25 protein-coding genes are annotated in these 24,780 nt (G+C 67.4%); 10 read left to right on the forward strand and 15 right to left on the reverse strand.

The features are described 5' to 3' along the window. Positions 1 to 56 precede the first annotated feature (56 nt). From ACZ5KV_RS03945 to ACZ5KV_RS03970, 6 genes are all read left to right on the forward strand, one after another. Positions 57 to 1,514: a response regulator gene (locus ACZ5KV_RS03945; protein WP_464241044.1), complete on the forward strand. Its 1,458-nt coding sequence runs from the start codon at positions 57 to 59 to the stop codon at positions 1,512 to 1,514. A gap of 103 nt (positions 1,515 to 1,617) precedes the next feature. Beyond that, positions 1,618 to 2,382, forward strand: a complete 765-nt coding sequence (locus tag ACZ5KV_RS03950) for a tetratricopeptide repeat protein (RefSeq protein WP_464241045.1) — start codon at positions 1,618 to 1,620, stop codon at positions 2,380 to 2,382. Between the two features lie 45 nt (positions 2,383 to 2,427). Beyond that, positions 2,428 to 3,150 carry a tetratricopeptide repeat protein gene (locus ACZ5KV_RS03955; RefSeq protein WP_464241046.1) on the forward strand — a complete coding sequence of 241 codons (723 nt, stop codon included), beginning with the start codon at positions 2,428 to 2,430 and terminating at the stop codon, positions 3,148 to 3,150. Positions 3,151 to 3,545: 395 nt separating this feature from the next. Beyond that, positions 3,546 to 3,902, forward strand: coding sequence for an Hpt domain-containing protein (locus tag ACZ5KV_RS03960; protein WP_464241047.1), 357 nt, complete (start codon positions 3,546 to 3,548; stop codon positions 3,900 to 3,902). Between the two features lie 8 nt (positions 3,903 to 3,910). Beyond that, entirely contained in the window at positions 3,911 to 4,135 is a 225-nt protein-coding gene (locus ACZ5KV_RS03965) for a ferredoxin (RefSeq protein ID WP_464241048.1), read from the forward strand. A 20-nt stretch (positions 4,136 to 4,155) separates the two neighbouring features. Then, positions 4,156 to 4,785, forward strand: a complete 630-nt coding sequence (locus ACZ5KV_RS03970; RefSeq protein ID WP_464241049.1) for a LysE family translocator — start codon at positions 4,156 to 4,158, stop codon at positions 4,783 to 4,785. Between the two features lie 411 nt (positions 4,786 to 5,196). Here ACZ5KV_RS03970 and ACZ5KV_RS03975 read toward each other — a convergent pair whose 3' ends face one another. The 14 genes from ACZ5KV_RS03975 to ACZ5KV_RS04040 all read right to left on the reverse strand — a co-directional run bounded on the left by ACZ5KV_RS03975 (position 5,197) and on the right by ACZ5KV_RS04040 (position 17,323). Continuing rightward, complete coding sequence (locus tag ACZ5KV_RS03975; RefSeq protein ID WP_464241050.1) at positions 5,197 to 5,763, reverse strand: type I restriction endonuclease subunit R; 567 nt, start codon at positions 5,761 to 5,763, stop codon at positions 5,197 to 5,199. A gap of 18 nt (positions 5,764 to 5,781) precedes the next feature. Further along, positions 5,782 to 6,375: a hypothetical protein gene (locus ACZ5KV_RS03980; protein ID WP_464241051.1), complete on the reverse strand. Its 594-nt coding sequence runs from the start codon at positions 6,373 to 6,375 to the stop codon at positions 5,782 to 5,784. Between the two features lie 266 nt (positions 6,376 to 6,641). Further along, positions 6,642 to 7,775, reverse strand: a complete 1,134-nt coding sequence (locus ACZ5KV_RS03985; RefSeq protein WP_464241052.1) for a sulfite exporter TauE/SafE family protein — start codon at positions 7,773 to 7,775, stop codon at positions 6,642 to 6,644. A 46-nt stretch (positions 7,776 to 7,821) separates the two neighbouring features. Further along, positions 7,822 to 8,334, reverse strand: a complete 513-nt coding sequence (locus ACZ5KV_RS03990) for a 4Fe-4S dicluster domain-containing protein (protein WP_464241053.1) — start codon at positions 8,332 to 8,334, stop codon at positions 7,822 to 7,824. A 432-nt stretch (positions 8,335 to 8,766) separates the two neighbouring features. Next, entirely contained in the window at positions 8,767 to 10,209 is a 1,443-nt protein-coding gene (locus ACZ5KV_RS03995; RefSeq protein ID WP_464241054.1) for a sodium:proton antiporter, read from the reverse strand. A 99-nt stretch (positions 10,210 to 10,308) separates the two neighbouring features. Continuing rightward, positions 10,309 to 11,334, reverse strand: a complete 1,026-nt coding sequence (locus ACZ5KV_RS04000) for an FAD:protein FMN transferase (protein ID WP_464241055.1) — start codon at positions 11,332 to 11,334, stop codon at positions 10,309 to 10,311. Between the two features lie 57 nt (positions 11,335 to 11,391). Then, a complete protein-coding gene (rnfB, locus tag ACZ5KV_RS04005; RefSeq protein ID WP_464241056.1) occupies positions 11,392 to 12,228 on the reverse strand; it encodes an RnfABCDGE type electron transport complex subunit B in 837 nt (278 codons plus the stop codon). 38 nt (positions 12,229 to 12,266) lie between these two features. Next, positions 12,267 to 12,842 carry an electron transport complex protein RnfA gene (locus ACZ5KV_RS04010; protein WP_464241057.1) on the reverse strand — a complete coding sequence of 192 codons (576 nt, stop codon included), beginning with the start codon at positions 12,840 to 12,842 and terminating at the stop codon, positions 12,267 to 12,269. A 3-nt stretch (positions 12,843 to 12,845) separates the two neighbouring features. Continuing rightward, on the reverse strand, positions 12,846 to 13,535 hold the full coding sequence (gene rsxE, locus ACZ5KV_RS04015; protein ID WP_464241058.1) for an electron transport complex subunit RsxE: 690 nt from the start codon (positions 13,533 to 13,535) through the stop codon (positions 12,846 to 12,848). Positions 13,536 to 13,556: 21 nt separating this feature from the next. Beyond that, positions 13,557 to 14,129, reverse strand: coding sequence for an RnfABCDGE type electron transport complex subunit G (gene rnfG / locus ACZ5KV_RS04020; RefSeq protein WP_464241059.1), 573 nt, complete (start codon positions 14,127 to 14,129; stop codon positions 13,557 to 13,559). Between the two features lie 3 nt (positions 14,130 to 14,132). Further along, positions 14,133 to 15,089, reverse strand: a complete 957-nt coding sequence (locus ACZ5KV_RS04025; protein ID WP_464241060.1) for an RnfABCDGE type electron transport complex subunit D — start codon at positions 15,087 to 15,089, stop codon at positions 14,133 to 14,135. Between the two features lie 21 nt (positions 15,090 to 15,110). Next, positions 15,111 to 16,304 (reverse strand): 4Fe-4S dicluster domain-containing protein, encoded by a 1,194-nt coding sequence (locus ACZ5KV_RS04030; protein ID WP_464241061.1) that lies wholly within the window; start codon positions 16,302 to 16,304, stop codon positions 15,111 to 15,113. A gap of 5 nt (positions 16,305 to 16,309) precedes the next feature. After that, positions 16,310 to 17,041, reverse strand: a complete 732-nt coding sequence (locus ACZ5KV_RS04035) for a cytochrome c3 family protein (RefSeq protein WP_464241062.1) — start codon at positions 17,039 to 17,041, stop codon at positions 16,310 to 16,312. A 96-nt stretch (positions 17,042 to 17,137) separates the two neighbouring features. Continuing rightward, positions 17,138 to 17,323, reverse strand: a complete 186-nt coding sequence (locus ACZ5KV_RS04040) for a hypothetical protein (protein WP_464241063.1) — start codon at positions 17,321 to 17,323, stop codon at positions 17,138 to 17,140. A 688-nt stretch (positions 17,324 to 18,011) separates the two neighbouring features. On the opposite strand from ACZ5KV_RS04040, the gene ACZ5KV_RS04045 reads away from it, so the two are divergent. The 4 genes from ACZ5KV_RS04045 to ACZ5KV_RS04060 all read left to right on the forward strand — a co-directional run bounded on the left by ACZ5KV_RS04045 (position 18,012) and on the right by ACZ5KV_RS04060 (position 22,926). After that, positions 18,012 to 20,093 carry a molybdopterin-dependent oxidoreductase gene (locus tag ACZ5KV_RS04045; protein WP_464241064.1) on the forward strand — a complete coding sequence of 694 codons (2,082 nt, stop codon included), beginning with the start codon at positions 18,012 to 18,014 and terminating at the stop codon, positions 20,091 to 20,093. A gap of 100 nt (positions 20,094 to 20,193) precedes the next feature. Continuing rightward, positions 20,194 to 21,018 (forward strand): DUF3108 domain-containing protein, encoded by an 825-nt coding sequence (locus ACZ5KV_RS04050; RefSeq protein WP_464241065.1) that lies wholly within the window; start codon positions 20,194 to 20,196, stop codon positions 21,016 to 21,018. Positions 21,019 to 21,205: 187 nt separating this feature from the next. After that, on the forward strand, positions 21,206 to 22,036 hold the full coding sequence (locus ACZ5KV_RS04055) for an OmpA/MotB family protein (RefSeq protein WP_464241066.1): 831 nt from the start codon (positions 21,206 to 21,208) through the stop codon (positions 22,034 to 22,036). Next, positions 22,033 to 22,926 carry a motility protein A gene (locus ACZ5KV_RS04060; protein WP_464241067.1) on the forward strand — a complete coding sequence of 298 codons (894 nt, stop codon included), beginning with the start codon at positions 22,033 to 22,035 and terminating at the stop codon, positions 22,924 to 22,926. The genes ACZ5KV_RS04055 and ACZ5KV_RS04060 overlap by 4 nt, the downstream gene beginning before the upstream one ends. Here the strand turns inward: ACZ5KV_RS04060 and ACZ5KV_RS04065 are convergent. Next, a complete protein-coding gene (locus ACZ5KV_RS04065; protein ID WP_464241068.1) occupies positions 22,923 to 23,888 on the reverse strand; it encodes a GGDEF domain-containing protein in 966 nt (321 codons plus the stop codon). The genes ACZ5KV_RS04060 and ACZ5KV_RS04065 overlap by 4 nt on opposite strands. Positions 23,889 to 24,780 lie beyond the last annotated feature (892 nt).

Genomic DNA, 24,780 nt, shown 5'->3' on the forward strand with positions numbered 1-24,780 from the left:
CTTTCCCGGGGCCATGGTGTTCAATATCCACCGAGGCTCGACCTCCCGGAGCACCCGTGGACTGGCACGAACACTACCATACCCTGCGCACCCTGGTGGTGGACGACGACCCCGTGGTCTGCCACGCCCTGGCCGGGGCTCTGGCCGACGCCGGGCTGGCCGCCGAGGCCTACATGCGTGGAGCCGACGCCCTGGAGGCCGAAGGCGCCGCACCCGTGCTGGCCTTCGTGGACGTGGTCATGCCCGACATGGACGGGCTGGACCTGGCCGCGCGCCTGCGCGAGAAGTGGCCGGGCATCGAGCTGGTCTTCGTCAGCGGCGCGGCGGACTCCGCGCGCGTCATCCGCGCCCTGCAACTGGGCGCGTCGGACTACCTGGTCAAGCCCTACACCCCCGAGGCCCTGCGGCTGTGCCTGTCGCGCTTCCACGAGCGGCTGGCCCTGCGCCGCCGGGCGGCCCTGGCCGAGCGCCGCTATTCCACCCTCATCCAGAACGTGCCCCTGCTCATCTTCCGCCTGCGCGAGGACCTGAGCCTGGAATTCGTCAACCACGCCGTGCAGCCCATGCTCGGCTTTTCGCCCGAGGAGGCCACAGCCGGCGACAACTGGCTGTCCTCGCGCGTGCGCATGAAGGACCGGGGCCGCGTGCGCAAGGTGCTGGCCCAGGCCTTCGCCAGCCGCTACCCCCTGACCGTCCAGTGCCGCATGGTCCACCGCCGGGGGTTCGACGTGCACGGCATCCTCAAGACCATGCCCCGCAGCCCCGAGCCCGGCGCCAGCGCCCTGGACGGCGTGTTCATGGACATCTCCGAGCGCATCTACCTGGAGCACTCGCGGGTCATGGACGAAAAGCTCAAGACCATCGGCGCCATCTCCGAGGAGGTGGCCCACGAAATCCGCAATCCGCTCATGTCCATCGGCGGCTTCGCCCGGCGCCTCTCGGCCAAGGCGCCCGACTTTCCCGAAACCGAGATCATCCTGCGCGAATCCCTGCGCCTGGAAAAACTCCTGGAGCGCATCCGGGGCTACCTGAACCCCGTGGCCGTACACACCGGCCCCCTGGCCCTGGGCCCGGTGCTCACCGCCGCGCTGGAGCGCTTCATGCCCGGGCTGGCCGAGGCCGACATCGCCGTGCAGGCCCTGTTCGAGCCCCGCCTGCCCGAGGTCTGCGCCGACCCCGAAATCCTCGACCAGGTCTTCTCCATCCTGCTGCACGACGCCGCCCGGGCCCTGACCAGCGGCGGCTCGCTCAACGTGCGCACCTTCGCCACCGGCGAATCCGTGTGCGCCAGCTTCGACTACGAGCTGCGCAGCCTGCGCGACATAGACCCCGAACGCCTCTACCTGCCCTACGAGGACGGCGGCTTCGGCCTGCCCAACTGCTACAGCCTGGTCCAGCAGATGGGCGGAGTCATGACCATGACCCGCGAGGGCGGCAGCGCGGTGTTCACCGTGTCCCTGCCGCGCTGCGACAGCGGCCAGGAGCAGGCGCCCATCTGGCTGCCCCTGGCCTGAGCCGGAATTTCCTTTCCCTGCACCCCCCCTGGAATCGGCAATCCTTTTGGGTTACGCTGCATGCGCAATGCTTTCGCCGGACCCGCGCCGCAAAGGAGGGCCCATGTCCGTCTATCCGCAGATTCTCGGGGTCTACGCCCGCCAGGCCGAGGCCGATGTCGGCACCGGCGCCACGCAGGGGTCCTACAGCCAGACCACCTACTGGTACGTCCGCCGCACAGGCGACGACGCCTTCGAGGTCCAGCCGCTCAACGCCAACCACGTGCCTTCGGGCCTGCGCAGCGTGTTCCCCAAGGGTGAGTTCCTGGCCGCCTTCAGCCCCGAGCCCGCCTACTACGAACGCAACACCCTGCCCGCCCTGCGCTCGCTGCAAAAAAAGATCGCCGAGGGCGAGGAGCAGTTCGCCAAGGGCCGCCTGGACGAGGCCGAACGCGCCTTTCTCAAGGCCCTGATGATCGACGAGTTGAGCGTGCCCGCCAATCTGGGCGCGGGCGCGGTCTACGCCGAAAAGCGTGAATTCCTCAAGGTAAAAAAGGTCCTGGGCATCCTGCTCAACAACGACGAGACCTTCCAGGTCGAGCAACGCGCGCGCTTCAACACCCTGGGCATGAGCCTGCGCAAGCAGGGTATGCTCGACGAGGCCCTGACCTATTACCGCAAGGCCCTGGAATACAACGACGCCGACGAGAACCTGCACTTCAACCTGGCCCGGGTCTACTTCGACAAGGGCGACCACGTGGCCACCCTGACCCACCTGGAACACTGCCTGCGCCTGAACCCCGACCTGGAGGTGGCCCAAAAATTCCAGCGCTACTGCCGCAAGCAGCTCGGGGACACCGGCCTTGGCAGCGCGGACGCTTTGCGCTAGGCTCCGCCCGCCCGACCGACCGGGCCAAGGAAGGACGCAAGCGCAATGTACCCCCAGATTCTCGGCGCCTACTCCCAGAAGCAGGACCAGGACGTGGGCACCGGCACCACCACCCGGTCCCACACCCAGCAGACGTACTGGTTCGCCAGGCGCCTTTCCGACGATGATTTCGAGGTCCAGCCCATGGGCGCCAATCATGTGCCCTCGGGCATGCGCACCATCCTGTCCAAGGGCGAATTCCTCAAGACCTTCCACCCCGAACCCGCCTACTACGAAACCCGGGCCCTGCCCGCCCTGAAATCGCTCCAAAAAAAACTGGAGCTGGGCGAGCGGTTTTTCCAGGAAGGCCTGCTCGGTCAGGCCGAGAAGGAATTCCTCAAGGCCGTGATGATGGACGAGACCAACGCCCAGGCCAACCTGGGCCTGGGTGCCGTCTACAGCGAGCAGGGCCGCTTCGCCAAGGTCCGCAAAATCGTGGACATCCTGCTCAACAACGACGACACCTTCCGCCAGGAACAGCGCCGCCAGTTCAACACCTTCGGCATCAGCCTGCGCCGCAAAGGCCTGCACGAGGACGCCATCCGCTTCTACACCCGCGCCCTGGAAGTGGACCCCACCGACGAACACCTGCACTTCAACCTCGCCCGGGCCCACTTCGAACTGGGCGACGAACTGGCCTGCCTGCAACACATCGAGATAGCCCTCGGCCTGGACCCCGACTTCGAGGAGGGCCGCAAATTCCTGGAGTACCTGGGGCGCCGCGGCTGAAAATCCGCGCCACACGGGCCGAAAACGTCGCTGGCGGCACGGTTCGTGCTTGCCGTCCCCCAAAGCTGACGCACGAAACGACAGCTTTTCCTCCTGAAGACGCCCGGATCCCCACCCGGGCGTCTTTTTTGCAACAATCCAGGTATGTTGCCATCCAAAAAACACCCGCGCACTCCCGCGCCAAAACCCCGACGCCCCACGACGCGCGGCAAGGTTTTCCCCCCAGCGGTCCCCCCCGGCCTCCCGTCCGCACTTTCCCACCGGAACGCGAGGGAATTGCTGACGAAACTTTTGCCGCGCCAGCCGGAAAACCTTGGCCCCCGCCCCAGGCTGTGCTAGGGTTCCGTACCGGACCCGGAGCCAATGCCTGGCCCCGACCGCAACGAGGTGCGCGCATGCCACACGACCAGACCGGTGTCCTCGATCTGGACGCCACCATGACCCGGCTCAAGGGCGACAGGGACTTCCTGCTGACCCTGTTCCGCGTCTACATCGACGACCTGCCGACCAAGCTCGAAGCCCTGGAGCTGGCCGCCGAAACCCGCGAACTGGAAGGGCTGTTGCGCACGGCCCACTCCCTCAAGGGCGCCTCGGCGACCATCGGCGCCCCCGCCATGCGCGAGGCCGCCGAACGCGTGGAGACCTCCGCCCGCAGCGGCGATCTCGACGGCTCCATCGCCGCCATCCCCGCCCTGCGCGAGCAGGCCCTGCTCCTGGCCCACCTGCTGCGCCAGGAAATCCAGAAGGACTGACCGCCCGCATGGCCCAGCCCCCCTGCTCCATCATCCAGCCCCGGTGCAGCCGCTGCCTGGCCTGCGTCGAGGCCTGCCCCGAGCTTTTCGCCTGGAACGAAACCCAGGGCGAAGTGGTCGTGCGCCCCGACTGCCCGGACGGCGCAGACCTGGACAGGGCCCTGGCCTGGTGCCCCAACGACTGCATCGAGGTCCACCCTCCGGAAACGCCCCCAGGCCCGAAACACACCTAACCGCCCGTCAGGAAACCGCCATGACCAGCATCCAATGGCTCGATTTCGCCGCCCTCGTCGGCGTCTGGACCCTGGGAGTCCTGCTCCCCGGGCCCAATTTCCTGGCCACGGCCCACGCCGCCGCCACCCGCTCCCGGGCCCACGGCCTGCGCACCGCCCTGGGCATCGGCGTGGGCACCGCCATGTGGGCCGGCGGCAGCCTCCTCGGCCTGGCGCTGCTCTTCCGCACCGCCGCCTGGGTCTACGAGGCCGTGCGCCTCGTCGGCGGCCTCTACCTCGCCTGGACCGGCCTGCGCCTCATTCTCACCAGCGGCCGCGCCCCCGTCGTCCAGGCCGACGCCGTCGCGAGCCCCGCAAGCAAGCGCAACTCCTTCCGCCGTGGCCTGCTCGTGGACCTCTCCAACCCCAAGGCCGCCATGTTCTTCGCCAGCCTCTTCGCCATGGGCGTCCCCCCCGGCTCGCCGCTGTGGTTCAAGATTCTGGCCGTGAGCACCGTCACGCTCATCGGCTGGGGCTGGTACTCCTTCGTGGCCTGCGCCGTCGCCTCGCCGCCCGTGGCCGCCTTCCTCGCCCGCTGGCGCCGCGCCGTGGCAGTGACCTCCGGCGCGCTGTTCATGGGCCTGGGCCTGCGACTGGCCACCGACCGCTAAGGGCCTCCGGCGGGCAGGGCTCCGCCCTGCACCCGCAAGGGGCCGACGGCCCCTTGACCCCGCACGCCGTCTCCGGCCGCCAGCCGGAGACGGGGGGGCGGGAATTAAAAATTCATGCTGCAAAAACAGCGGGCCGGATTCCCGTTCGGGAATCCGGCCCGCTTGTCTTACGGAATTCGGCCTTGGGGCCGAACCGTCCCTCCTGCGAGCCCTCGCGCTTCGCAGTCTGCCCGCCCCACGGGGAACCGCCCCGCTCCGGAAAACGCATTCCGGGGGTAAGGGGTGTTTCTTGATCTTGCGATGAAAAGTGGATGGACCACTCCGGGAAGCGCATGGGTGTGAGGCCGGGAGAGGGGGACCTTTGGCGCTGGAAAAGGCCTCTTTTCCCACTCGCCCGGTTCTTCCCGCCGCCTACGCCTTGGAAGGTTTCGGGGGGCAGGTGTGGCAGCAGCTTGCGTAGATGAATTCGCTGTAGGTGTAGAGGATGCGCCGTTCGCGCTCCAGGCGGACGGCGTCCAGAGCCGGGGCCGGGTGTCGGCGGGCCAGTTCCAGCAGGTGCTCCCAGCGCGGCAGGGCCTCGTCCAGGCCGGAGCCGATGCGGGTGCCGCGGGCGGTTTCGTGCAGGATGGCCTCGCGGGTGTCGGTGGCGGCGGCCAGGGGCGCGGGGCCGCCCGGCAGCAGCCGCGCGGCGGCGACGATTTCGCGGTCGAAGGTGCCGGGCTGTCCGGCGGTGAAGAAGAGCACCAGCAGCGGCCGGTCGGCCTCGTCCCGGGCCACGAGGTCGGCCACGCGGCAGTAGGGTTTGCCGTCCACGAGGAACTCGATGCCCACCTTGGGCCGCAGGCGGTCGCGCGGGTAGCCGCGCTCCTGCACGAGCAGGTGCGCCAGGGCCTGGCGGCAGTCCTCGTAGCTGGTTTCTTCGATGTGTTCCCCGGTCAGGTAGTCGCACAGCACCTGGCCGAGGCTGGTCTCGTGCATGGCGCCTCCCGGAGGATTTTACCCCTGGCGCTTGCCCTGCTGGGGCGCGAGCAGGTCGGCCCAGGAGAGCATCCGCTCCCCGGGGTCCTGGTTGGCCAGCACGGCGGCGCGGATGGTGCGGAACACGGGCAGCCAGGGCTTGGCCTTGCAGAAGGCCACCCGGACCACGATGTACAGCGGCACGAAGAAGAAGTTGGCGCCCACGGTGCGTTCCACCAGGGGCAGGGGGAACTCCACGGAGCCGTAGCGCAGGGCCAGCCAGCCCAGGGCGAAAGCCACGGGCCAGATGCTCGACGCGAACAGGGCCAGCCCCGAGAAGAAATTGCGCCCGAAGGCGTCGTTGGCCAGGCTGTTGCAGGCCTTGTAGCTCACCTTGTCGCCGTGGGACAGGGCGCGGATGGAGTTGTTGTTGTTCAGGATCATTTCGCGGTTGATCTTGGCGAAATGCTTGCGGTTCAGGAAATAGGCCCCGGCCATGGCCAGCTCGCCGACGATGGTGACCGCCAGGGCCAGCAGGGTCAGGCCCACGCCGAAGGCAGCCAGCGGCGGCAGCGGAAAGCGGAACATCCAGATGAAGAGCGGGTCCAGGGCTTGTTCGAATTCGATGAGCATGGGCAGTCCTGATGGTTAAGGAGCCGGGGCCGACCCCCGATGCAGGCAGGGTATCCCGGGGAACGCCGCAAGGCAAGGGGCGGAACGGGCCGGGCGGGCGGAGCCGGGAATGGAACCTGGGGAAGGGACACCTCCCGGATGGCTCGGGGACCCCCGGCGGTGGCCTTTCGGGGGCGGGGGAGTAAGAGGCGTCCCTTCCGCAGATTCCAGGGAGGCCGACCGGCGGGCCGAAGCCCGCCGGTCGGTTGCTGTCGTCTGGCCCCGGCTCAGTAGGGGGGCAGGATGTTGTGGCCCAGGAAGCCCCTGGCCGTGTAGTTGAGGCCGACGTAGAAGGCCAGGACGATGAAGAGAATCTTCAGGGCCTTGTCGGGCAGGTACTTGGAGGTGTACGGGCCCACGGTGGAGCCGATGACGATGCCCACCAGCTCGGCGCCGATCATGGTCCAGTCGACCACCACGCTCTTGAGGAACATGTAGGAGAAGATGGAGTTGATCATGCCGATGAACACGGCCAGGGCCGAGGTGCCCGCGACGAGGTACATGGGCAGGCCGGCCACGGAGGTCAGGAACGGCACCAGCAGGAAGCCGCCGCCCACGCCCAGGAAGGACGCCAGGGAGGCGATGACGAAGCCGCCCACCACGGGGATGATCGGGTTGAAGGAGAACTCGACGCCGAAGAAGGTGAACTCGCAACGCGAGGGGGTGAAGGTCTTGATCTTCACGCCCTGGGTGGCCATGTCCAGAGTGCCGGACTTCACGCTGGCCTGGAAGGCCTTGGCCGCAGCCTGGGCCTCCTTCTTCTTCGCCTGGGCGCCGGGGGTCATCTCGTAGGCCAGGTAGCAGCCCAGGAAGAGCACGAACAGGCCGAAGTAGCCGACGTACTGCGACAGGCTGATCTTGCCGGCGGTGAGCCAGGGCACGAGCAGGGAACCGGCCATGGAGCCGATGGCCAGGGAGATGCCCAGGGGCAGCACCAGGCGTCCGGCCTTGTAGTAGTTGAACGAGGACAGGGCGGCCGAGCAGCCCACCAGCCACTGGTTGGACACGCGGATGGAGTCCGTGACCAGCTTGTTGAGCTTCATCTCCTTGCCCAGGCCCTTGGCGTAGTTGCCCAGGCCGTAGACGGTGATGTGGCCGACACCGGCCATGATGCCGCCGAAGGCGCCGACGGTCGAGAAGATCCAGCCGACCCACACGGCCCACAGCAGGGCCACGATCATGGAGATCTGCGGCGCACCGGGGATGCCCATGTAGCCTGCCGCGTCGGCGGCGTTGATCTTGCCCGCTTCCGTGGCCTGGGTAATGGCCTCGGACAGCGCATCGGCCATGGCCGACTGCGTGCTCATCAGGAGCACGGCCACGGCGAGCAGGGCCAGAAGCAGAAATTTCTTGTTTCTCATGTTTGTGCCACCCTCCTAAGGTTGGTTTGCAATGTCCCGGCTTCGCCTACCGAAGCACCTTCTTCAACAACATCTTCTGCCCATGCTCCGTGCGCGTCTTTGCCGAACGCGCGTTGGGGGAGACGAACTCCAGGGCGTGCGAAGTGCAGGCCGTGACGCAGGCGGGCAGAAGCCCGGCGTCCAGACGGTCCATGCACAGGTCGCACTTGATCACCTTGCCAGCCGCCTCGTCCCACTGGGGGATGTCCCACGGGCAGGCCATGATGCACGCCTTGCAGCCGACGCACAGGTCGCGCTGGACGTACACCACGCCGTCCTCCTCCCGCCGGACCATGGCATTGGTCGGGCAGGCCGCCACACACCACGGCTGTTCGCAGTGGTAGCAGGGCATGAACATGTTCATCATCCTGGGCTTGCCTGCACGGTCCAGAGGGCCAACGGTGACCATCTGGCCAAGCTTGGCGCCCACAGGGACGTGGTTCTTCTGTTTGCAATGCACTTCGCAGGCATTGCAGCTGATGCACCGGTCCTGATTGGTCTTGAACATGTACTTGCTCATGGTTTTATCCCTCGCTGGGCTTTGCCTCGGCGCCACACTCCCAGCGGCGCTCCCGGCTCGATGTTCACGTACATTCACCAGAAAGCCGGACGGCGGTCCAACGAAACCCCACAATTGTGATTATTTTAACAAATGTTGGAGTCTCTCGCTTTGCTCCGGGCAGAACCGATTTCAACACGCTGATTTCATTGTATTCGACTCGGAATCCCCTTCGCCCATATCCCTTCAGGGCTCCAGGGGCGGGCGCGCTTTTTTCCGCGGCGGAGGAAATTTTCTTTCTCCGCTTGCCTCCAGGCGGCGCGCTCCCTGGGTGGCCGTTGCCAGGGGCCGGGCGGCGGGCCTTCCGCAGCGGGAGGAGACCGCCCCGGGACCGCAAAAAGCCCCCGCAGCCACAGGGCTGCGGGGGCCTGAAGGACCGGGAAGCCGGGCGCCCTAGATGAACAGCAGGGTCACCAGGATGAAGCAGGGGATGAGGATACCCACCGACCAGGCCATATAGCCGAAGAAGCTGGGCATCTTCACGCCGCCGGACTCGGCGATGGAACGGACCATGAAGTTCGGCGCGTTGCCGATGTAGGTGTTGGCGCCCATGAACACCGCACCGGCGGAGATGGCCAGCAGGGTCTCCACGTGGTGCATGAGGTACTGGGCGTCGCCACCGGCGGTGTTGAAGAACACCAGGTAGGTCGGCGCGTTGTCCAGGAAGCTGGACAGGGCGCCGGTCAGCCAGAAGTACATGGCGTTGACCGGCTCGCCGTTCGCGTCGGTGACCAGGGCGATGATGCCCGACAGGGCGCCGTCGGCCCCGGCGCGCAGGATGGCGATGGCCGGGATCATGGACACGAAGATGCCCGCGAAGAGCTTGGCGACCTCGACGATGGGGAACCAGTCGAACTCGTTCTTCTGGCGCGTGGCGGTGGAGGTGGTCTTCAGGGAGACGTAGGCCAGCAGCAGCAGCAGCACGTCGCGGGTCAGGTTCGGCAGCTCGACGTGCACGTGGTACACGCTGAACTCGACGTGGGGCTTCCACATGCCGCTCATGAGCACGCCGCCGATCACGCCGAGCAGCAGCACGAGGTTGAAGGAACCCTCAAGGCGCAGCTTCTCGTTGCCCGCGTTGGGCGGCACCGGCTTGCCCTCCTTGGCGAAGAGCATGGTGTCCACCACGAAATAGAGCGACAACAGAATCACGGCCAGGAAGGCCATGGGCAGGAACATGTGCACGGTGGTCCAGAAGAAATCCACGCCCTTGAGGAAGCCCAGGAACAGCGGCGGATCGCCCAGCGGGGTCAGGGAGCCGCCGATGTTGGCCACCAGGAAGATGAAGAAGACCACGGTGTGCACGCGGTACTTGCGGTGGGCGTTCGCGCGCAACAGCGGGCGGATGAGCAGCATGGCCGCGCCGGTGGTGCCCATCCAGCTCGCCAGCACCGTGCCGATGGCCAGGATGATCACGTTGACCACGGGTTTGCCCACCAGCGAGCCGGTCAGGCACACGCCGCCGGAGATGGTGAACAGCGCGAACAGCAGGATGATGAAGGGGATGTACTCCAGCACCAGGGTGTGGACCACCTCGTACAGGGCCAAAGAGGCCCCGAACTGGATGGTGAAGGGCACCAGGAAGGCCAGACCCCAGAAGGCGGCGACCTTGCCGAAATGGTGGTGCCAGAAATGCGGGACCGCCAACGGACAAATGGCGATGGACAACAGCATGCACGCGAAGGGCACGACCCACAGGCCGCCCAGTTCCTTGCCGATTTCCTCGGCCTGGTGGTGCAGGTCCCCACCGGCCGCCAGGGCGTCGGGGGCCAGCCAGGCCACCATCGCCATCACTACGGCCACCAGGGCCAGGAATCCAAACAACCGACGAGCCATCCTCAGCCTCCTCTTGGAACACAGTATCTGGAATGTGCGGACTACAACGGGCAACGCCGCCCGGCACGGCCGGGCGGCGTAAGTTCCAAGGACTGCCCCCTACCCCCAGCGGCGCGAAGGCAATTGCGCACCGCTGGCCGTAACCAGCAGGCATTCTCGTTCGGGAAGGGAATCCACGAAGGCCAGGCCGCGCCGGGCGCCCATGGCCATCACCGCCGTGGCCAGGGCGTCGGCCTCCATGACCGTGGGCGCCTTGACCGTGCAACTGACGATCTCGTGGGGCGACATGCCGCTGCCCGGGGTCACCACGTGGTGGGCCTCCCGGCGGCGGTCGTAGTAGTTCTCGTAATTGCCCGAGGTCGCCACGGCGCCGCCGCTCAGGTGCAGCACGGCGGGGTAGTGCCCGGCCTTGGCCGGGTCTTCCACGGCCACGGTCCAGGGCTGGCCCGGGGCCTTGGTTCCGGCGGCGCGGATGTCGCCGCCCGCGTTGACCAGATGGTTGACCACGCCGCAGGCCGTAAGCACGGCCGAGGCCTGATCGGCGATGAAGCCCTTGGCGATGCCGTCCAGGGTCAGGCTCATGCCGCTCTTGCCCAGGGCCACGTGGTCGCTGCCCACGACGATCCGGCGGGCGTCCACCAGGGGCATGAGTTCGGTCAGTTCCTGGCGGGACAGGGCCGAACCCTGGGCGCGCTGGGCGTCCACCAGCGGGGCGACACTGGGGTCGAAAGCGCCCTCGGAAAGGGAGTGCAGGGACAGGGAACGCTCCAGCACCGCGCGCAGCTCGGCGGGCGCGCCCGACAGGCGGCCGTCGCGGTTGAGCACTGACAGGGCCGTGTCGCCGCGATGACGGTCGAACACGGCGCACAGGCGCTGCATTTCCTCGAAGGCGCGGCCCACGGCCTCCTCGGCCAGAGCCGGGGAGCCGTGCACGGCGGTGATGCCCACCAGGGTGCCCATGAGCGGCAGGGTCCGGGTCACGACGTGGTCGCCGGAACCCAGCCTGACGGCGGCGCGGGCGGCGGCGGGCACGGAGCCCACCGCGACCAGCCCCAGGCCCAGCACGCCGCAGGACCGCAGGAACTCACGCCGGGTGCAGATATTCACAGTGGTTGCCTTTTTCATGCGCTTCTCCGAATGCCCGGCCCAGAGGGCGCGGGCTGAATGTTCAGCGTTGCAGGACTAGGCCGCCGCTTCCTCGGCCTGAGCCGCAGCCCCGGCCCCCAGGCGGCGCAGAATCCCGCGCGGGCACTTCTCGGCGCAGACTTCCTGGCAGGACGGGCCGTAGGCCAGGCAGGCCGCATGATCGATATGGATCTTTCCGCCCTCAAGCGCAATACACTTGGCCGGGCATTCCTTGACGCACTTCATGCAACTGATGCAGCCCACGCCGCACACGTCGGAAACGGCCTTGCCCTTGTCCAGCGAGGAGCACAGGACCATGACCCGCGCCGCCTGGGGCACGATCTGCATGACGCGGTTGGGGCACACGGACACGCAGGTGCCGCAGGCCGTGCATTTCTCGGTGATGACATGGACCATGCCGTGGGCCATGTACATGGCGTCGAAGGGGCAGGCCCGCATGCAGTCGCCAAGGCCGATGCACGAATAGGAGCAGGCGTCGGGGCTGCCCAGGAGTTTTGCCGCGGCGCAACTGGGCACGCCCTGGTAATCGTAGCGCTTGGCGACGTTGCCTTCGCTCTTGGCGCAGCGCCGGAAGGCGACCATGGGCTCGGCCGAACCGGCGGCCTTGCCCGTCAGCGCCGCAACCTTGGCGGCCACATCGGGCCCACCGGCGCAGCAGCGGTCCGCCGGAACGTCGGGGTCGCGCACGGCGGCGGCGGCGTAGGACTCGCACCCCGCGAACCCGCACCCGCCGCAGTTGGCGCCGGGCAGCACCTCGAGCACGGCCTCCACCCGGGGGTCCTCCTCCACGGCCAGGAGCTTGGAAGCCACGGCCAGCACCACGGCGCAGGCCAGGCCCAGGCTGAACATGACGAGAATCGACGACGTTATCATGGTATCTCCCTCTACTTTGCGCGGCTATCCGCCGGCCCTTAGCCGATCATGCCCTGGAAGGCGAAGAAGGTCAGGGACATGAGCCCCGCCATGACCAGGCCGATGGAGGTTCCCTGCATGGACTTGGGCACCCGGGAGATGACCAGGCGCTCCCGGATTCCGGCCATGAGGTACAGGGCCAGGGTAAAGCCCAGGGCCGCCGAGAACGCGTAGAACACCGACACACCCAACCCGAACTCGTTGCGCTGGGCCAGGATGGCCAGACCCAGAACCGCGCAGTTGGTGGTGATGAGCGGCAGGAAGATGCCCAGCGACTTGTACAACGGAGGAACCATCTTCTTGAGGAACATCTCCACGAACTGGACCAGGGAAGCGATGACGAGGATGAAGACCAGGGTCTGGAGATACCCCAGGCCGAAAGGATTCAGGACGTATTTTTGCATGAGCCAGGTGAAGGCCGTGGCCATGGAGGCCACGAAGGTCACCGCCGCCCCCATGCCGATGGCCACACCCCGGTCCTTGGAGCAGCCCACGAAAGGACAGCACCCCAGGTACTGGGCCAGGATGATGTTGTTGACGAAGATCGCCGCGATGAACAACTCGAAGTAGTTCACGGCCTAGCCCTCCTGCAGGATTTGCTTGGATTCGCCCATGCTGCACGCCCGGCAGCCGCCGCACGACGCCGCCAGGGACGGCTCGGGCAGCCCCTTGCGCTTGCTCTGCCAGATGGACAGATAGTTCATGGCCCCCAAGATCAGCCCCAGGCAGACGAAGGCGCCCGGCGCCTCGACCATGAAGGTGAAGGGCTTGAAGGCGGGCCCGAAGATCACCGTCCCGAACAGCTTGCCTGCGCCGAATATCTCGCGCAGGGAGCCCAGGAAGGTCAGGGCCAGGGTGTAGCCGATGCCCATGCCCAGGCCGTCGGCGATGGACAGGTGCACCGGGTTCTTGGAGGCGAACGCCTCGGCGCGGCCCAGGATGATGCAGTTGACCACGATGAGCGGCACGAAGATGCCCAGGCTCTGGTAGAGCGGATAGGCATAGGCCTGCATGAGCAACTCCACCGCGACCACCAGCGAAGCGGCGATGACGATGAAGCAGGCGATGCGCACCTTTTTGGGGATGATGTTGCGCACCAGGGAGATGATGGCGTTGGACAGGACGAGCACGAAGATGACCGCCGCGCCCATGCCCAGGCCGTCCGAGGCGGATTTGGTCACCGCCAGGGTGGGGCACAGGCCGAGCACCAGCCGGAAGGGGGGAATCTCCTTCCACAGGCCCTTGGTGAACTCACTGACGAAACTCATTGTTTTCTCCTCGGGGCGGCCCTAGAAGGCCCCTTCCAGTTGGGGCTTGAGGCCCTTGTAGATATCGACGGCCTTGCTCACCGCCATCACCGTGCCGGTACTGGACACCGTGGCGCCGGAAACGGCATCAATGCTGCCGCCCTTGCTGGCCAGGCCCACGCGGTCCAGGGGCAGGCCCCGGAATTGTGCCTGGAACTTGGGCTCTGTCACGCGCGTGCCCAGGCCGGGGGTCTCCTTGAGGGTGGTCACGCCGATGCCTGCCAGGGTGTCGTCGCTCAGGTCGAAACCGACGATGACGCCGATGTCGCCGCCGAAGCCCACGCCGAAGGCTTCCAGAGCCACGGCCACGAGCTTGCCGCCCTTCTTGGCCGGAAATACGGTCACCGGGCCGTCGGGGGTGTCGAAGCTCTTGCGTTCAGCCAAGGGGTCGTTGTCCACCCCGGCGAACACGTTCTTGATGGCCGGGCCCTGGACGTAGAAGAGCACCTGGTCCTCGATGGGCTTGGCCGTGATCTCCTTGAGATAGGCCAGGGACAGGCCCGAAGCTCCGCTGATAAGCGAGAGCACGACGATCATGCTGATGATTTCACGCATGGCTCACCTCGCGCCGAAGGGTTTGGGCCGGATGAGATCGAACACCGGGGTGAACAGGGCCGCGAAGAGCACCGCGAAGGGCACGCCGTCGGGGTAGATGCCGAAGGTCCGGATGAGCACGGTCATCACGCCCGCGGTCAGCCCGTAGGCGATCATGCCCGAGCGGGTCACCGGCGAGGAACTGGGGTCCGTGGCCAGGAAGAAGGCGGCCAGGACCACGCTGCCGGTCAGCATGTGGAACAGCGGGTCCGGATGCACGGAGGGGTCGGCCATGTAGAAGCCCAGCCCGGCCAGCAGCACCCCGGCCAGGAAGGCCGCCGGGATGTAGATGCGCAGGATGCCGCGGGCGATGAGGTAGGCCCCACCGGCCAGCAGCGCCAGCACCTGGGCCGCGCCCAGGCCGCCGAGCTGGCGCCCCAGGAGCATGTCCGTCAGGCTGACCTGGGCGGCCGCCTCCAGGCCCAGATACTTGAACTGGGTCAGCGGGTTCACGAGCATGGTGTTCAGCACCATGGCGTCGGGGTCGATCTGGGTCTTCCAGGACAGGGCGACGATGGCCCAGCCCACGATGGCCGGGCACAGCGGGTTGCCGCCCAGGCCGCCGAAAAACATCTTGCCGATGAGAATGGCCAGGCCCGAGCCTATGACGACCAGCCACCACGGCGCCATGGCCGGGAGCAGGAAGGCCAGGAGCAGGCCCACGAGCACGGCGTGGAAATCGTCCACGCTGGATTCGCGGTCCATGACCCGGCAGCACAGGGCCTCCACGGCCACGGCCGTGGCGCACGACAGGGCCATCACCCGCAGGGCGGGCAGGCCGTAGTAGACCACCGCCATGACGGCGGCGGGGACAAGGGCCAGAATATACTGCTGCATGACCCCGGTGACGGTGCGGCCGCAGTGCCAGTGGGGCGGCGCGGCCACGGTGTACAGGGTGGGAGCGGTTGCCTCTTTCGCCATGGGAGCGTCCTCTCTTCTCGGTTACTCGCCCTGCAGGCGGCAGGCGGTGAGGGCCGAGGCCTGAAGTTCCAGGGTCTGCTTGCCCAGCCGGATGAACTGCAGCAAGGGCCTGCGGGCCGTGCAGACATAGCCGCACAGGCCGCATTCCATGCAGGCTTCGATGTGGAATTTCTTGGCCATGTCGAACAGCTTGAACTCGACATAGCGGGTCACGAAGCCGGGCATGATCCGCGACGGACAGACCAGCGTGCATTCGCCGCAGTTGAGGCAGGCCTTGTCGGTGACGGGCGGGAAGGCCGCCTCGGGCACCACGGTCAGGGCGTAGTCGCCCTTGGCCACCCCGGCGTCCGGCGAGGGCACGGCCTTGCCGCGCAGCGGACCGCCGACGATCACCCGATCGCCGGGGGCCGGGGTCAGCCCGGCCTGGGCCAGCACATCGGCCAGCGGTGTGCCGATCTTGACCAGCAAGGCCTTGCCGCCCGCAGTGAGCACGGTCTCGGCCAGGGGCAGGCCGGTCTCGGCGACGCGGCCCACGGCATAGAGATCCATGACGCTGACCACGGTCACGCCGCTTGCGGATTCCTTGCCGGTCAGGGCCTTGATCACCAGCGGATTCAGGCTGTTGGGATACTTGGGGGCGACCTGCTTGGCGGTGCTGGCCGCCAGGGTGGCGGAGCTGCCCGCAGCCACGGCCAGCAGCACCGAGGTCGGCTCCACCAGCCGCTGCACCACGGCCAGGCCCTTTTCCAGGGTCGGCTTGCACTGGGCCAGGAGTACCTCGGCCACGGCGGTGTCGGGCTCGGGGTTCAGGCCGTTGACGATGAGGGTTGCGGCCTTGGGGAAGGCCGAGGCGGACACGCCCAGGCCCTTGAGGGCCTTCTTGAGGTCGTCGCGCGACAGGCCGTCCAGGCTCACGGGCTCCACGGCGGGGGCGCTGGGCGCGGGTTCCCCTTCCTTGGCGGGCTGGGGCGCACCGGCGGTAACGACGACCTCGAAGTCGGTGATATCGGTGACCACGCCAAGGACGGGCGAATGGGCGTCGCCCACGGAGGAACCGGGGTGTTCGGCCACCAGCGTCCCGGGGTTCACCGGCGCTTTTTTCTTGATGGTTTTGGTGGAATGACCGCGCAGGGGAATACGCACCACCCCGGGTTCGGGGCCGGCCTGCACGGGACCGCTGTCGCCGCTAAGAAGGCTGAAGCTCGGCTTGGTCATGGCGCTCACCGGAAATGGCACTTGTTGCAGTCTTGGGGGGTGTGGGGGCCAGCGCCCTTTTCCTTGTGACACTGCATGCATCCCACGTGGTAGGCCTCCATGCGGGCGGCCAGGGGGATGTCCTTGGATTCGTAATGGCAGGAGGAACAGGAGGGGTACATGCTCCCGCCCTTCTCCATGCCGTGGCAGTTCTCACATCCCTCAAGCTTCTGCTCGAACATGTCGGCGTGACAGTCGGCGCAGCGCTTGTGCGTGGCGTCCATCAGCGAAGGCATGGACTCGTCGCCCTCTTCCTGGTGGCAGTCGGAGCAGGCCGACGGCTCGGGCTCGATGGAACTGTCGTGGTGGCAGTCGGTGCAGCCGCCCACGTAATCCTTGTGCTCCTCGTGGTCGAACTTCAGCTCGGAGAGTTCGGCGTGGTGGCAGCGGTTGCAGTACTGCTGGTCCATGCCCTGCTGATGCCCGGCGATGAATCCTTCCTCGAAGGTGGCCGGGTGGCAGGAGCCGCAAGGCAGGGGCTTGGTCGAGGGCTGATCGCTCTCGTGGTGGCATTGCTGGCAAGGGATCTGGTACTTCTCGGCATGCACCTTGTGGGTGAAGACCACCTTGCCGCCAGCGTTCTCGAAAAGCAGGCGGGTCGGCATCTCTTCCGTGGAACCCGGACTCAGATACCCTCCCACCCCCAGCGCTCCCAGGAGCACCGCGACGATGGCGATCGGCTTGTAGCGCGTTTGCACGGGACACATCCTCTCTGTTGATTGGGCCACACACCGTTGAAACTACTGCGACACTCCCCGCGCCCCGCCCAAAGGGGGCGCGCGGGAACGACGCCTCTATGCGGGGTGCGACGCGGCCGAAAGCCGACCGTGGGCCTCGGTTCCTCCCGCCCGCAAGGCGACCGGCGGCGCCACCACACCGCCGGGAAGCGTCTGCCGGGAAAACCCGGAGCGGGCCGCAACGAACGAGGCGGCCAGAATGCAGGCCGCCGCTTCCGTCAGGTTCCGCCGGGTGAAGGCCATGGCCTTCTCTCCTTGTGTTCTCGACGCTTCGCGGGAAAGACCGGGAAGCGACACCCCACATCGCTTCCAGCGGTCACAGCACGCCTGTAAAAACAGGCCTTTCGTCTCAGAGGCTAGTACTCCGAACCACATTTCCACAGTCTGTGTCAAGCCCGGTCCCATTTTTAGATATATTTCACATGCTCCCGAACTATATCCTTATATGGTTTCTTTTTTCTACGGAACACGAACCTGCGCATACTATGGCACTGCATCCCGACTGCTTCACTCGTCTTTACCCGCCGCAGATGCAATTGCGCCAGCCCAGGAATACCAAGCCCTTCCGCGCGACCTGCCCGAGGGGCCCTTTCGGGGGGCCGCGCCCGGGGTTGCCGGTTGCGCCCGCAGCGGCCTGCGGTGGAGCAGGCCCCATCCCGGAGCCCGGGGCAAGTATTTTTTACACCCGCGCCAGCCACCCTGCAACCACTGAGCGATCAACACCCCGGAATTCCTGATGAAACAGCGGACCAAACTTCATGGGAATCACAAATTATTTAATTCACAAATAGTGCCCGATCCGTTGTCAGTCCCTTCCGGACTGCTGTACATGGCGGTATCCACGGAACTCGTGCCGCCTTTGCGGCGCGCCGAACAACCCGAACGCTTCCGGCATGACCGCCCCCCGGGGCAAGACGAAGGGAGAATCAGCATGGCCAAGAAAACCGTCTACAGCGTCTGCGGTATGTGCTCCGTGCGCTGCCCCATCTCGGTGGACACCGAGGACGGCAACGTCACGTTCATCCAGGGCAATCCTCACGATCCCGGCATGGCCGGCGGCCTGTGCCCGCGCGGCGGGGCCGGCTACGCCCTGCTCATGGACGAGGAGCGCCCCCAGGCGCCCATGATCCGCCAGGGCGCGCGCGGCGAGGGCAAATGGAAGACCGTAAGCTGGGACGAGGCCCTGGACTACGTGGCCGACAAGCTGAAGGCCATCACGGCCGAGTACGGCCCGCGCGCGGTGCTGTGGTCCGACCGCGGCGGCCCCTTCGCCGACCTGCACAAGGCGTTCATGCAGGCCATCGGCTCGCCCAACTACTGCAACCACGACGCCGCCTGCGCGCGCAACGTGCAGCACGCCGCCAAGTCCGTCATGGGCATGGGCCGCAAGGACGTGGGCTACGACTACAAGAACTGCAAGCACCTCATCCTGCAGACGCGCAACATCTTCGAGGCCATCAACGTCAAGGAAGTCAACGGCGTGCTCGACGGCAAGGAAGCCGGATGCAAGATCACCTGCATCGACATCCGCGCCAGCGTCACCGCCACCAAGGCCGACAACTTCTTCCTCGTGCGCCCCGGCACGGACTACGCCTTCAACCTGGCCGTGATCCACACCCTGCTGAACAACGGCTGGTACGACAAGGCATACGCCGAGCGTTTCATCGAAGGCCTGGAGACGCTCCAGGAGTTCGTGGCGCCCTATACGCCCGAATGGGCCGAGCAGGAGACGGGCATCTCCGCCGAGGCGCTGGTCAAGTTCTGCAAGGAGTTGAAGGCCGCCGCCCCCGCCGTGATCTGGCACCCGGGCTGGATGACCGCGCGCTACACCACGTCCTTCTACGTCAGCCGCACGGCGTACCTCATCAACGCCCTGCTGGGCGCCATCGGCGCCAAGGGCGGCCTGCCCTTCGTCAACGGCCCCGGCCACTTCGACAAGAAGGGCCTGAAGTCCTTCGCGGCCCTGTTCCCCAAGCCCGAGGAAAAGCGCGCCGACGGCGCGGGCTGGAAGCTCAAGCACATCGACGCGGGCCCGGGCCTGATCAACAAGGCCTACGAGGCCATCGAAACCGGTGATCCCTACCCGATCAAGGCCTACATCGTGCATCGCCACGACCCGCTGCACGCCATGCCCGACCAGCCGAAGATGAAGAAAATCTGGGAGAACCTGGATTTGCTGGTGTCCACGACCTTCAGTTGGTCCGACACCGCGTGGCACGCCGACGTGATCCTGCCTCTGAGCACCTACCTGGAGCGCGAGTCGCCCATCGCCACAAAGAAGGGCGTGAAGACCTACTTCTTCCGCCGCGACCGTGCCGTGGAGCCGCGCTACGACACCAAGGCCGAATGGGAGATCCTCGGCGGGCTGGCCAAGCGCCTGGGCCGCCCCGAGCTGGCCTTCGAAACGGCCCGCGACATGTGGAACTACCAGCTCGAAGGCACGGGCTACACCCCCGAGGACTTCGACGCCACCGGCGAAGTCTGGCTGTCCGACAAGCCCAAGTACCGCACCTGGGACGAGCTCAAGTTCGGCACGCCCTCGGGCAAGATCGAGGTCGTCTGCCAGAAGCTCGAAGGCATGGGCCTGCCCTCGCTGGCGCCCTACGAATCCCCGGCCGCCCCGCCCGAAGGCCAGTTCCGCATCGCCTTCGGCCGCTGCGCGCTGCACACCCAGGGCCACACGGTCAACAACTTCGTGCTCAACGAGCAGATGCCCGTGAACCCGGTGTGGATCCACACCGACCGCGCCAAGGCCCTGGGCCTGTCCGACGGCGACGCCATCACCGTCTCCGGCGGCGGCTACTCGGCCCAGTCCGTGGCCCTGGTCACGGATTTCATCCACCCCGAGGCGGCCTTCATGGTCCACGGATTCGGCCACAAGATTCCCGCCGAGTCCCGCTCCTCCCGGGGCATCGCCGACCAGGAGATGATGGTCGGCGGCCTGTTCAAGATCGACCCCGCGGGCGGCGCCATCGCCATGCAGGAACACTTCATCACCATCGCCAAGGCATAACGGCACAGGGACGATACGAACAACCCCCGCGCCGGGGGAGCGGCCCGCCGCTCCCCCGGCGCCCCCTTTTCTCCGGGCCGGGCCTGATGTATCATGGGCCATGCCCTTCCCGCTCCGCCCCCGCCGCGCCGCGCGCGCCCTGGTCCGTCTCCTGGCCGTGCTGGCCGTGGCCGCCGCGTGGGCCGCGCCCGCCCCGGCTCTGGAGGGCCTGCCCTTTTGCCCGGGCGAGCGCCTGGTCTACACGCTGCGCTGGGCCGCCCTGACCGCCGGGGAATCGTCCATCGAGGTCCTGCCCGTGGCCGATGTGGACGGCGAGCCCGCCCTGCACTTCCGCATGCGGGCCCAAACGACCGAATTCGTCGATTTCTTCTACAAGGTCCGCGACCGGGTGGACGCCTTCACCGACACCGGGCTGAACCGCTCGCTGCTCTACCTGAAGGAGCAGCGCGAGGGCTCCTACGAGCGCGACATCACCGTGCGCTTCGACTGGGACCGCTTCAAGGCCCAGTATTCCAACCTGACCAACGGCCCCAAGGATCCCATCGGCGTCTACCCCGACACCTTCGACCCCCTGTCGGTGTTCTACGCCTTCCGGATCATGCCCCTGGAGGTCGGTGCCACGGTGCTGCGCCCGGTGACCGACGGGGTCAAATGCGTGCTCGGCCGGGCCACGGTGCTGGCCCGCGAGACCATCGAGGTGCCCGCCGGGGTGTTCGACTGCTATCTCGTGGAGCCGGACCTGTCCCACGTGGGCGGCATCTTCAAGAAAAGCCCCGGCGCCGCGCTGCACATCTGGGTCACCGCCGACGAGCGGCGCATCCCGGTGCGCATCTCCAGCAAGGTCGTGGTCGGCTCCTTCCACGCCCTGCTGACGGAAATCCAGGGCCCGGCGGACTGCTACGCGGAAGCCGCGCCCGCGCCCTGAGGGCGCGTCGGCTTTCCGACACTTCCGGCCCCGTACAGGCGCCAGCCGCCGCCCCGCGCGCACGCCCCGGCGCGAAAAGCGGCCCGGGCCGCCCGTTTCGCGGCCCGCTCCCCGGCCGGAGCCCGCAGGCTCCCGGCAGGCACGTTCCTTGCTTTCCATGGGCGACCGCCCCAGGAGGAAGGACCGCATGGCCATCGACCAGACCCTGCAAGGCGCCACGCCCGCGCCGGACGGCCCCGTCCGCGACGAGGCCGTGGCCCGCGCACGACGCATCAAGCTGTACGAGGAGGATATCTTCGGCGGCGACACCGACGTGCCCGAGGTCCACTGGTCCGTGCCCTGGGCGGACCTGATGATGACCATGTTCGTGCTGTTCACGGTCCTGTTCGTCTACGCCAGCGCGAAAATGGATTATCTCCAGGCGTTCCGGGGGCATGTGGAGTTCGAGAACGTGGACCGGATTTCCGAGGTCGGCGCGCGCAAGGGCGAGGTGCCGGTGTACGACCGCCATGTGCCCGGCCTGTTGCCCGAAACGGGCCCGCAAAAGCTCTTCGAGTCCGTCAGCGCTGCGGTTACCGAATCGGCCCTGACCGACGTGCATGTGGAGCTGGACGGAGACACCGTGCGCATCAGCATGCACGGACCCATGCTCTTCGACCGCTTCGACGCCCGGGTGCAGCCCGAGGGCCTGCGCTTCCTGGCCGCCGTGGCGGCCATCGCGGCCAAGGCCAGCTACGACGTGCACGTCCACGGCCACACGGACAACACCCCCGTGCACACCCCCGAGTATCCGACCAACTGGGACCTGTCCGTGGCCCGGGCGCTGAACGTGGCCCGCGTGCTCATGGACGCCGGGCACGTGGACCCCGGGCGGATCACCGTGTCCGGGCATTCCATGTACAAACCGCGCACGCCCAACCTGACCCCGGAAAGCAGGCTGCGCAACCGCCGTGTGGAGATCGAGCTGAAACGGCCCGAGGCTCCCGCACCCATCGACTACAAGGGAGAAGGGCAATGAGCCGTTCCAACGCCATCGGCGCCGCCTTGTGCATCGCGGTGTTCATCGCCACCTTCGCCCTGGCGGGGAACGCGGCGGCCTACCTGAACCTGGAGGCCATGCTCGTGGTGGTGTCGGGCACCGTGGGCGCGACCCTGCTGTCCTATCCGCTGGGGCACATCCGCACGGCCTGCCTCGTGGCCCGGGGCGCCTACCGCCACGGCGGCACCAACCCCGACGACGTGATCGGCGTGCTGCTGGACCTGGCCATCCGCTCGCGGGTGGACGGGCTGCAAAGCCTGGAGCACGCCGGAGAGCGCACGACCTTCAACTTCCTGCGCGAAGCCCTGAACATGGTCGCCGACAACTACGCCGTGGACGACATCCGCGACATCCTGATGACGGAAATCCATTTCTTCAAGATCCGCCGCCACCAGCAGGAGCGCGTATTCCGGGCCATGGCGGCCTACGCCCCGGCCTTCGGCCTGGCGGGCAGCGTCATCGGCCTCATCGGCCTGCTCTTCGGCCTGGGCAACACCGGGGAAATCCTCAAGTACATCCCCGTGGCGCTCATTTCCACGCTCTACGGCATCCTGCTCGGCACCTTCGTGCTGGCGCCCGTCGCCGAGAACATCCGCGGCAAGACCGAGCGCGAAATCCTGGTGCACAAGCTCATCGTCGAGGGCGTGACGGCCATCAAGACCGAAACCAACCCCCACGTGCTGGAAAAGAAGCTCTCATCGTTCCTGACGCCCGCCGCGCGCCGCGAAACCCGCGAATCCTTCGACGAGATGCGCAGGCGCTACCTGAAGCTGGCCCGCCAGCGCCGCGAGGCCGAACCCGCCCCCGAAGGCTCCCCCGCCGAAGCCGCCGGGCTCGGGGCCGGGCCGGGCGTCCAGCGCAGGCGCTAGGCGGCGGGGTCCGCCCCGGCCAGGGCGGCCACGGCGCCCGCCGGAGCCTCGTCTCCGGGCGCGGCCTCGTTCCAGGCGGCGATCACGCGGTCCTTGCCCTGGCGCTTTGCGGCGTACAGCGCCTCGTCGGCGGCGCGCTTGAGTTCGTCGGCCACGTGCTCCACCTCGCCCAGGTGCGCCCCTGGCCCCTCGGCCAGCCCCACGCTGAGGGACGTGCCGGGAATACCCAGGTCCGCGAAGCGGCGCCGGATGCGTTCGGCCAGATCCACCGCGCCCTTGCGCGACACTCCCGCCACCAGCACCCCGAACTCGTCGCCCCCGTAGCGGAAGGGCGTGTCCTTCTCCTCGCGGGTGGACAGGCGCAGAATCTCCGCCAGGCGCACCAGCAGGTCGTCGCCCGCCAGGTGCCCCAGGGTGTCGTTCACGCCCTTGAACCCGTCGCAGTCGATCATCATCAGGTGGAAGACCTCGCCGCGCTCCAGGGCCCGGGCGACCATCTCGCGCACGCGGATCTCGAAGAAACGGCGGTTGAAGATGCGCGTCAGCCCGTCCAGGAAGGACAACTGCTCGAATTTCTCCATGCTCTGGGCCGTGTCGTTCAGGCGGCAGCGCAGCCAGTCCTCGCGGCTGGCGATGGCATGGACCATCCAGTAGAAATTGCGCTTGAGCTGCATGAGTTCGTGCTCGTCTTCACCCTCGGGCGGCAGGGGCCATTCCGCGTCGTAGTCGCCCTGCTTCACGCGCAGGCAGAAGTTGTTCATGGCCCGGATGTCGGCCATGAAAATGACGTTGCCCAGGGAGTGGGCCAGCGGCTTGAGGCCGATGACGAAGAGGATGATGAACAGGCACAAAAACAGCTCGAGCTGCTCCAGGTGCCCGTGGTAGGCGAGGAACAGCGCGGTGGTCGCTGGCACAAGCACGAGCGGGCCCAGAATCAGGGACAGCTTGGTATCGACTTTCATGCGGATTCCCCCCGGTCCGGCGGAAGCCGCCCCGGCCCGCCTCCGAAGGCCGCCTTCGGGCACGGGCCGACACGTCGTCCGGCAGGCGCCGCCCCGGCGGGCGTCGCGGAGCCGACCCTAATTGAAATTGAAAATCAATGTCAATAATGAATTCCAGCCAAGCCGGGATTTCCGGAGCGAACCAGGGAAAATCCAGGGCCGGGGCGCCATGACCCCGGGCAGGGGACGGCGGTCCCGTCCGAGCCCGAGGCGACACGTCGCCTGAAACCGCTTTCGCGCAGCCGCGCCAGCAAAACGTCGCCCGGCATCCACCGGCGCCCGCCGCCCCTGCCAGCCGGGCCGGAAAACAGCGCCGAGGCGCGGCGCCTCCCCTGCGGAAACGAACCATGCGCCGCCTTGCGCGGGAACCGGACCCGCCCGGCTCCCCACTGCGCATCGCCTGCCGCGTCCCTGCCCGTCGGCCGCGCCCGCGCCGGGCCCGCCTCCCGCAAGGTCGCGCCCCGGGGCCGGGGCCCGGCGGCCATGCGCGGATTGCCAGACCGCAAAACTTTGGAAGGCGCAGACACGGCCACGCACGCGGGGTGGGTGTGTAGATGTCCTCGCCGTACGGCTTGCCGTCCGTGCCACGCCCGCGCCCGTGCGGGGATGCGGCAACTCCTGGCGCGAACGCCGCGCGACGCGGCCTCGCATACGGATTGCGGCAACGGGGCCTGGCCGACCTCGGGAAAAGACCACCTGACCGTGCCCCCGGGGACGGGTTGCGGCAGCGCCCGCAGCCCGAAAATCGCCCCCCCCCGCGCAGGTTTGCGCCCGGACGCCGGGAGTTGCGAACCCAAATCCCATTTTTCTGCCAGGAAACCTTGACAGTGAGAACCATTTTCAATATCAGCGT

It is taken from the genome of Desulfocurvus thunnarius, from assembly GCF_055390965.1.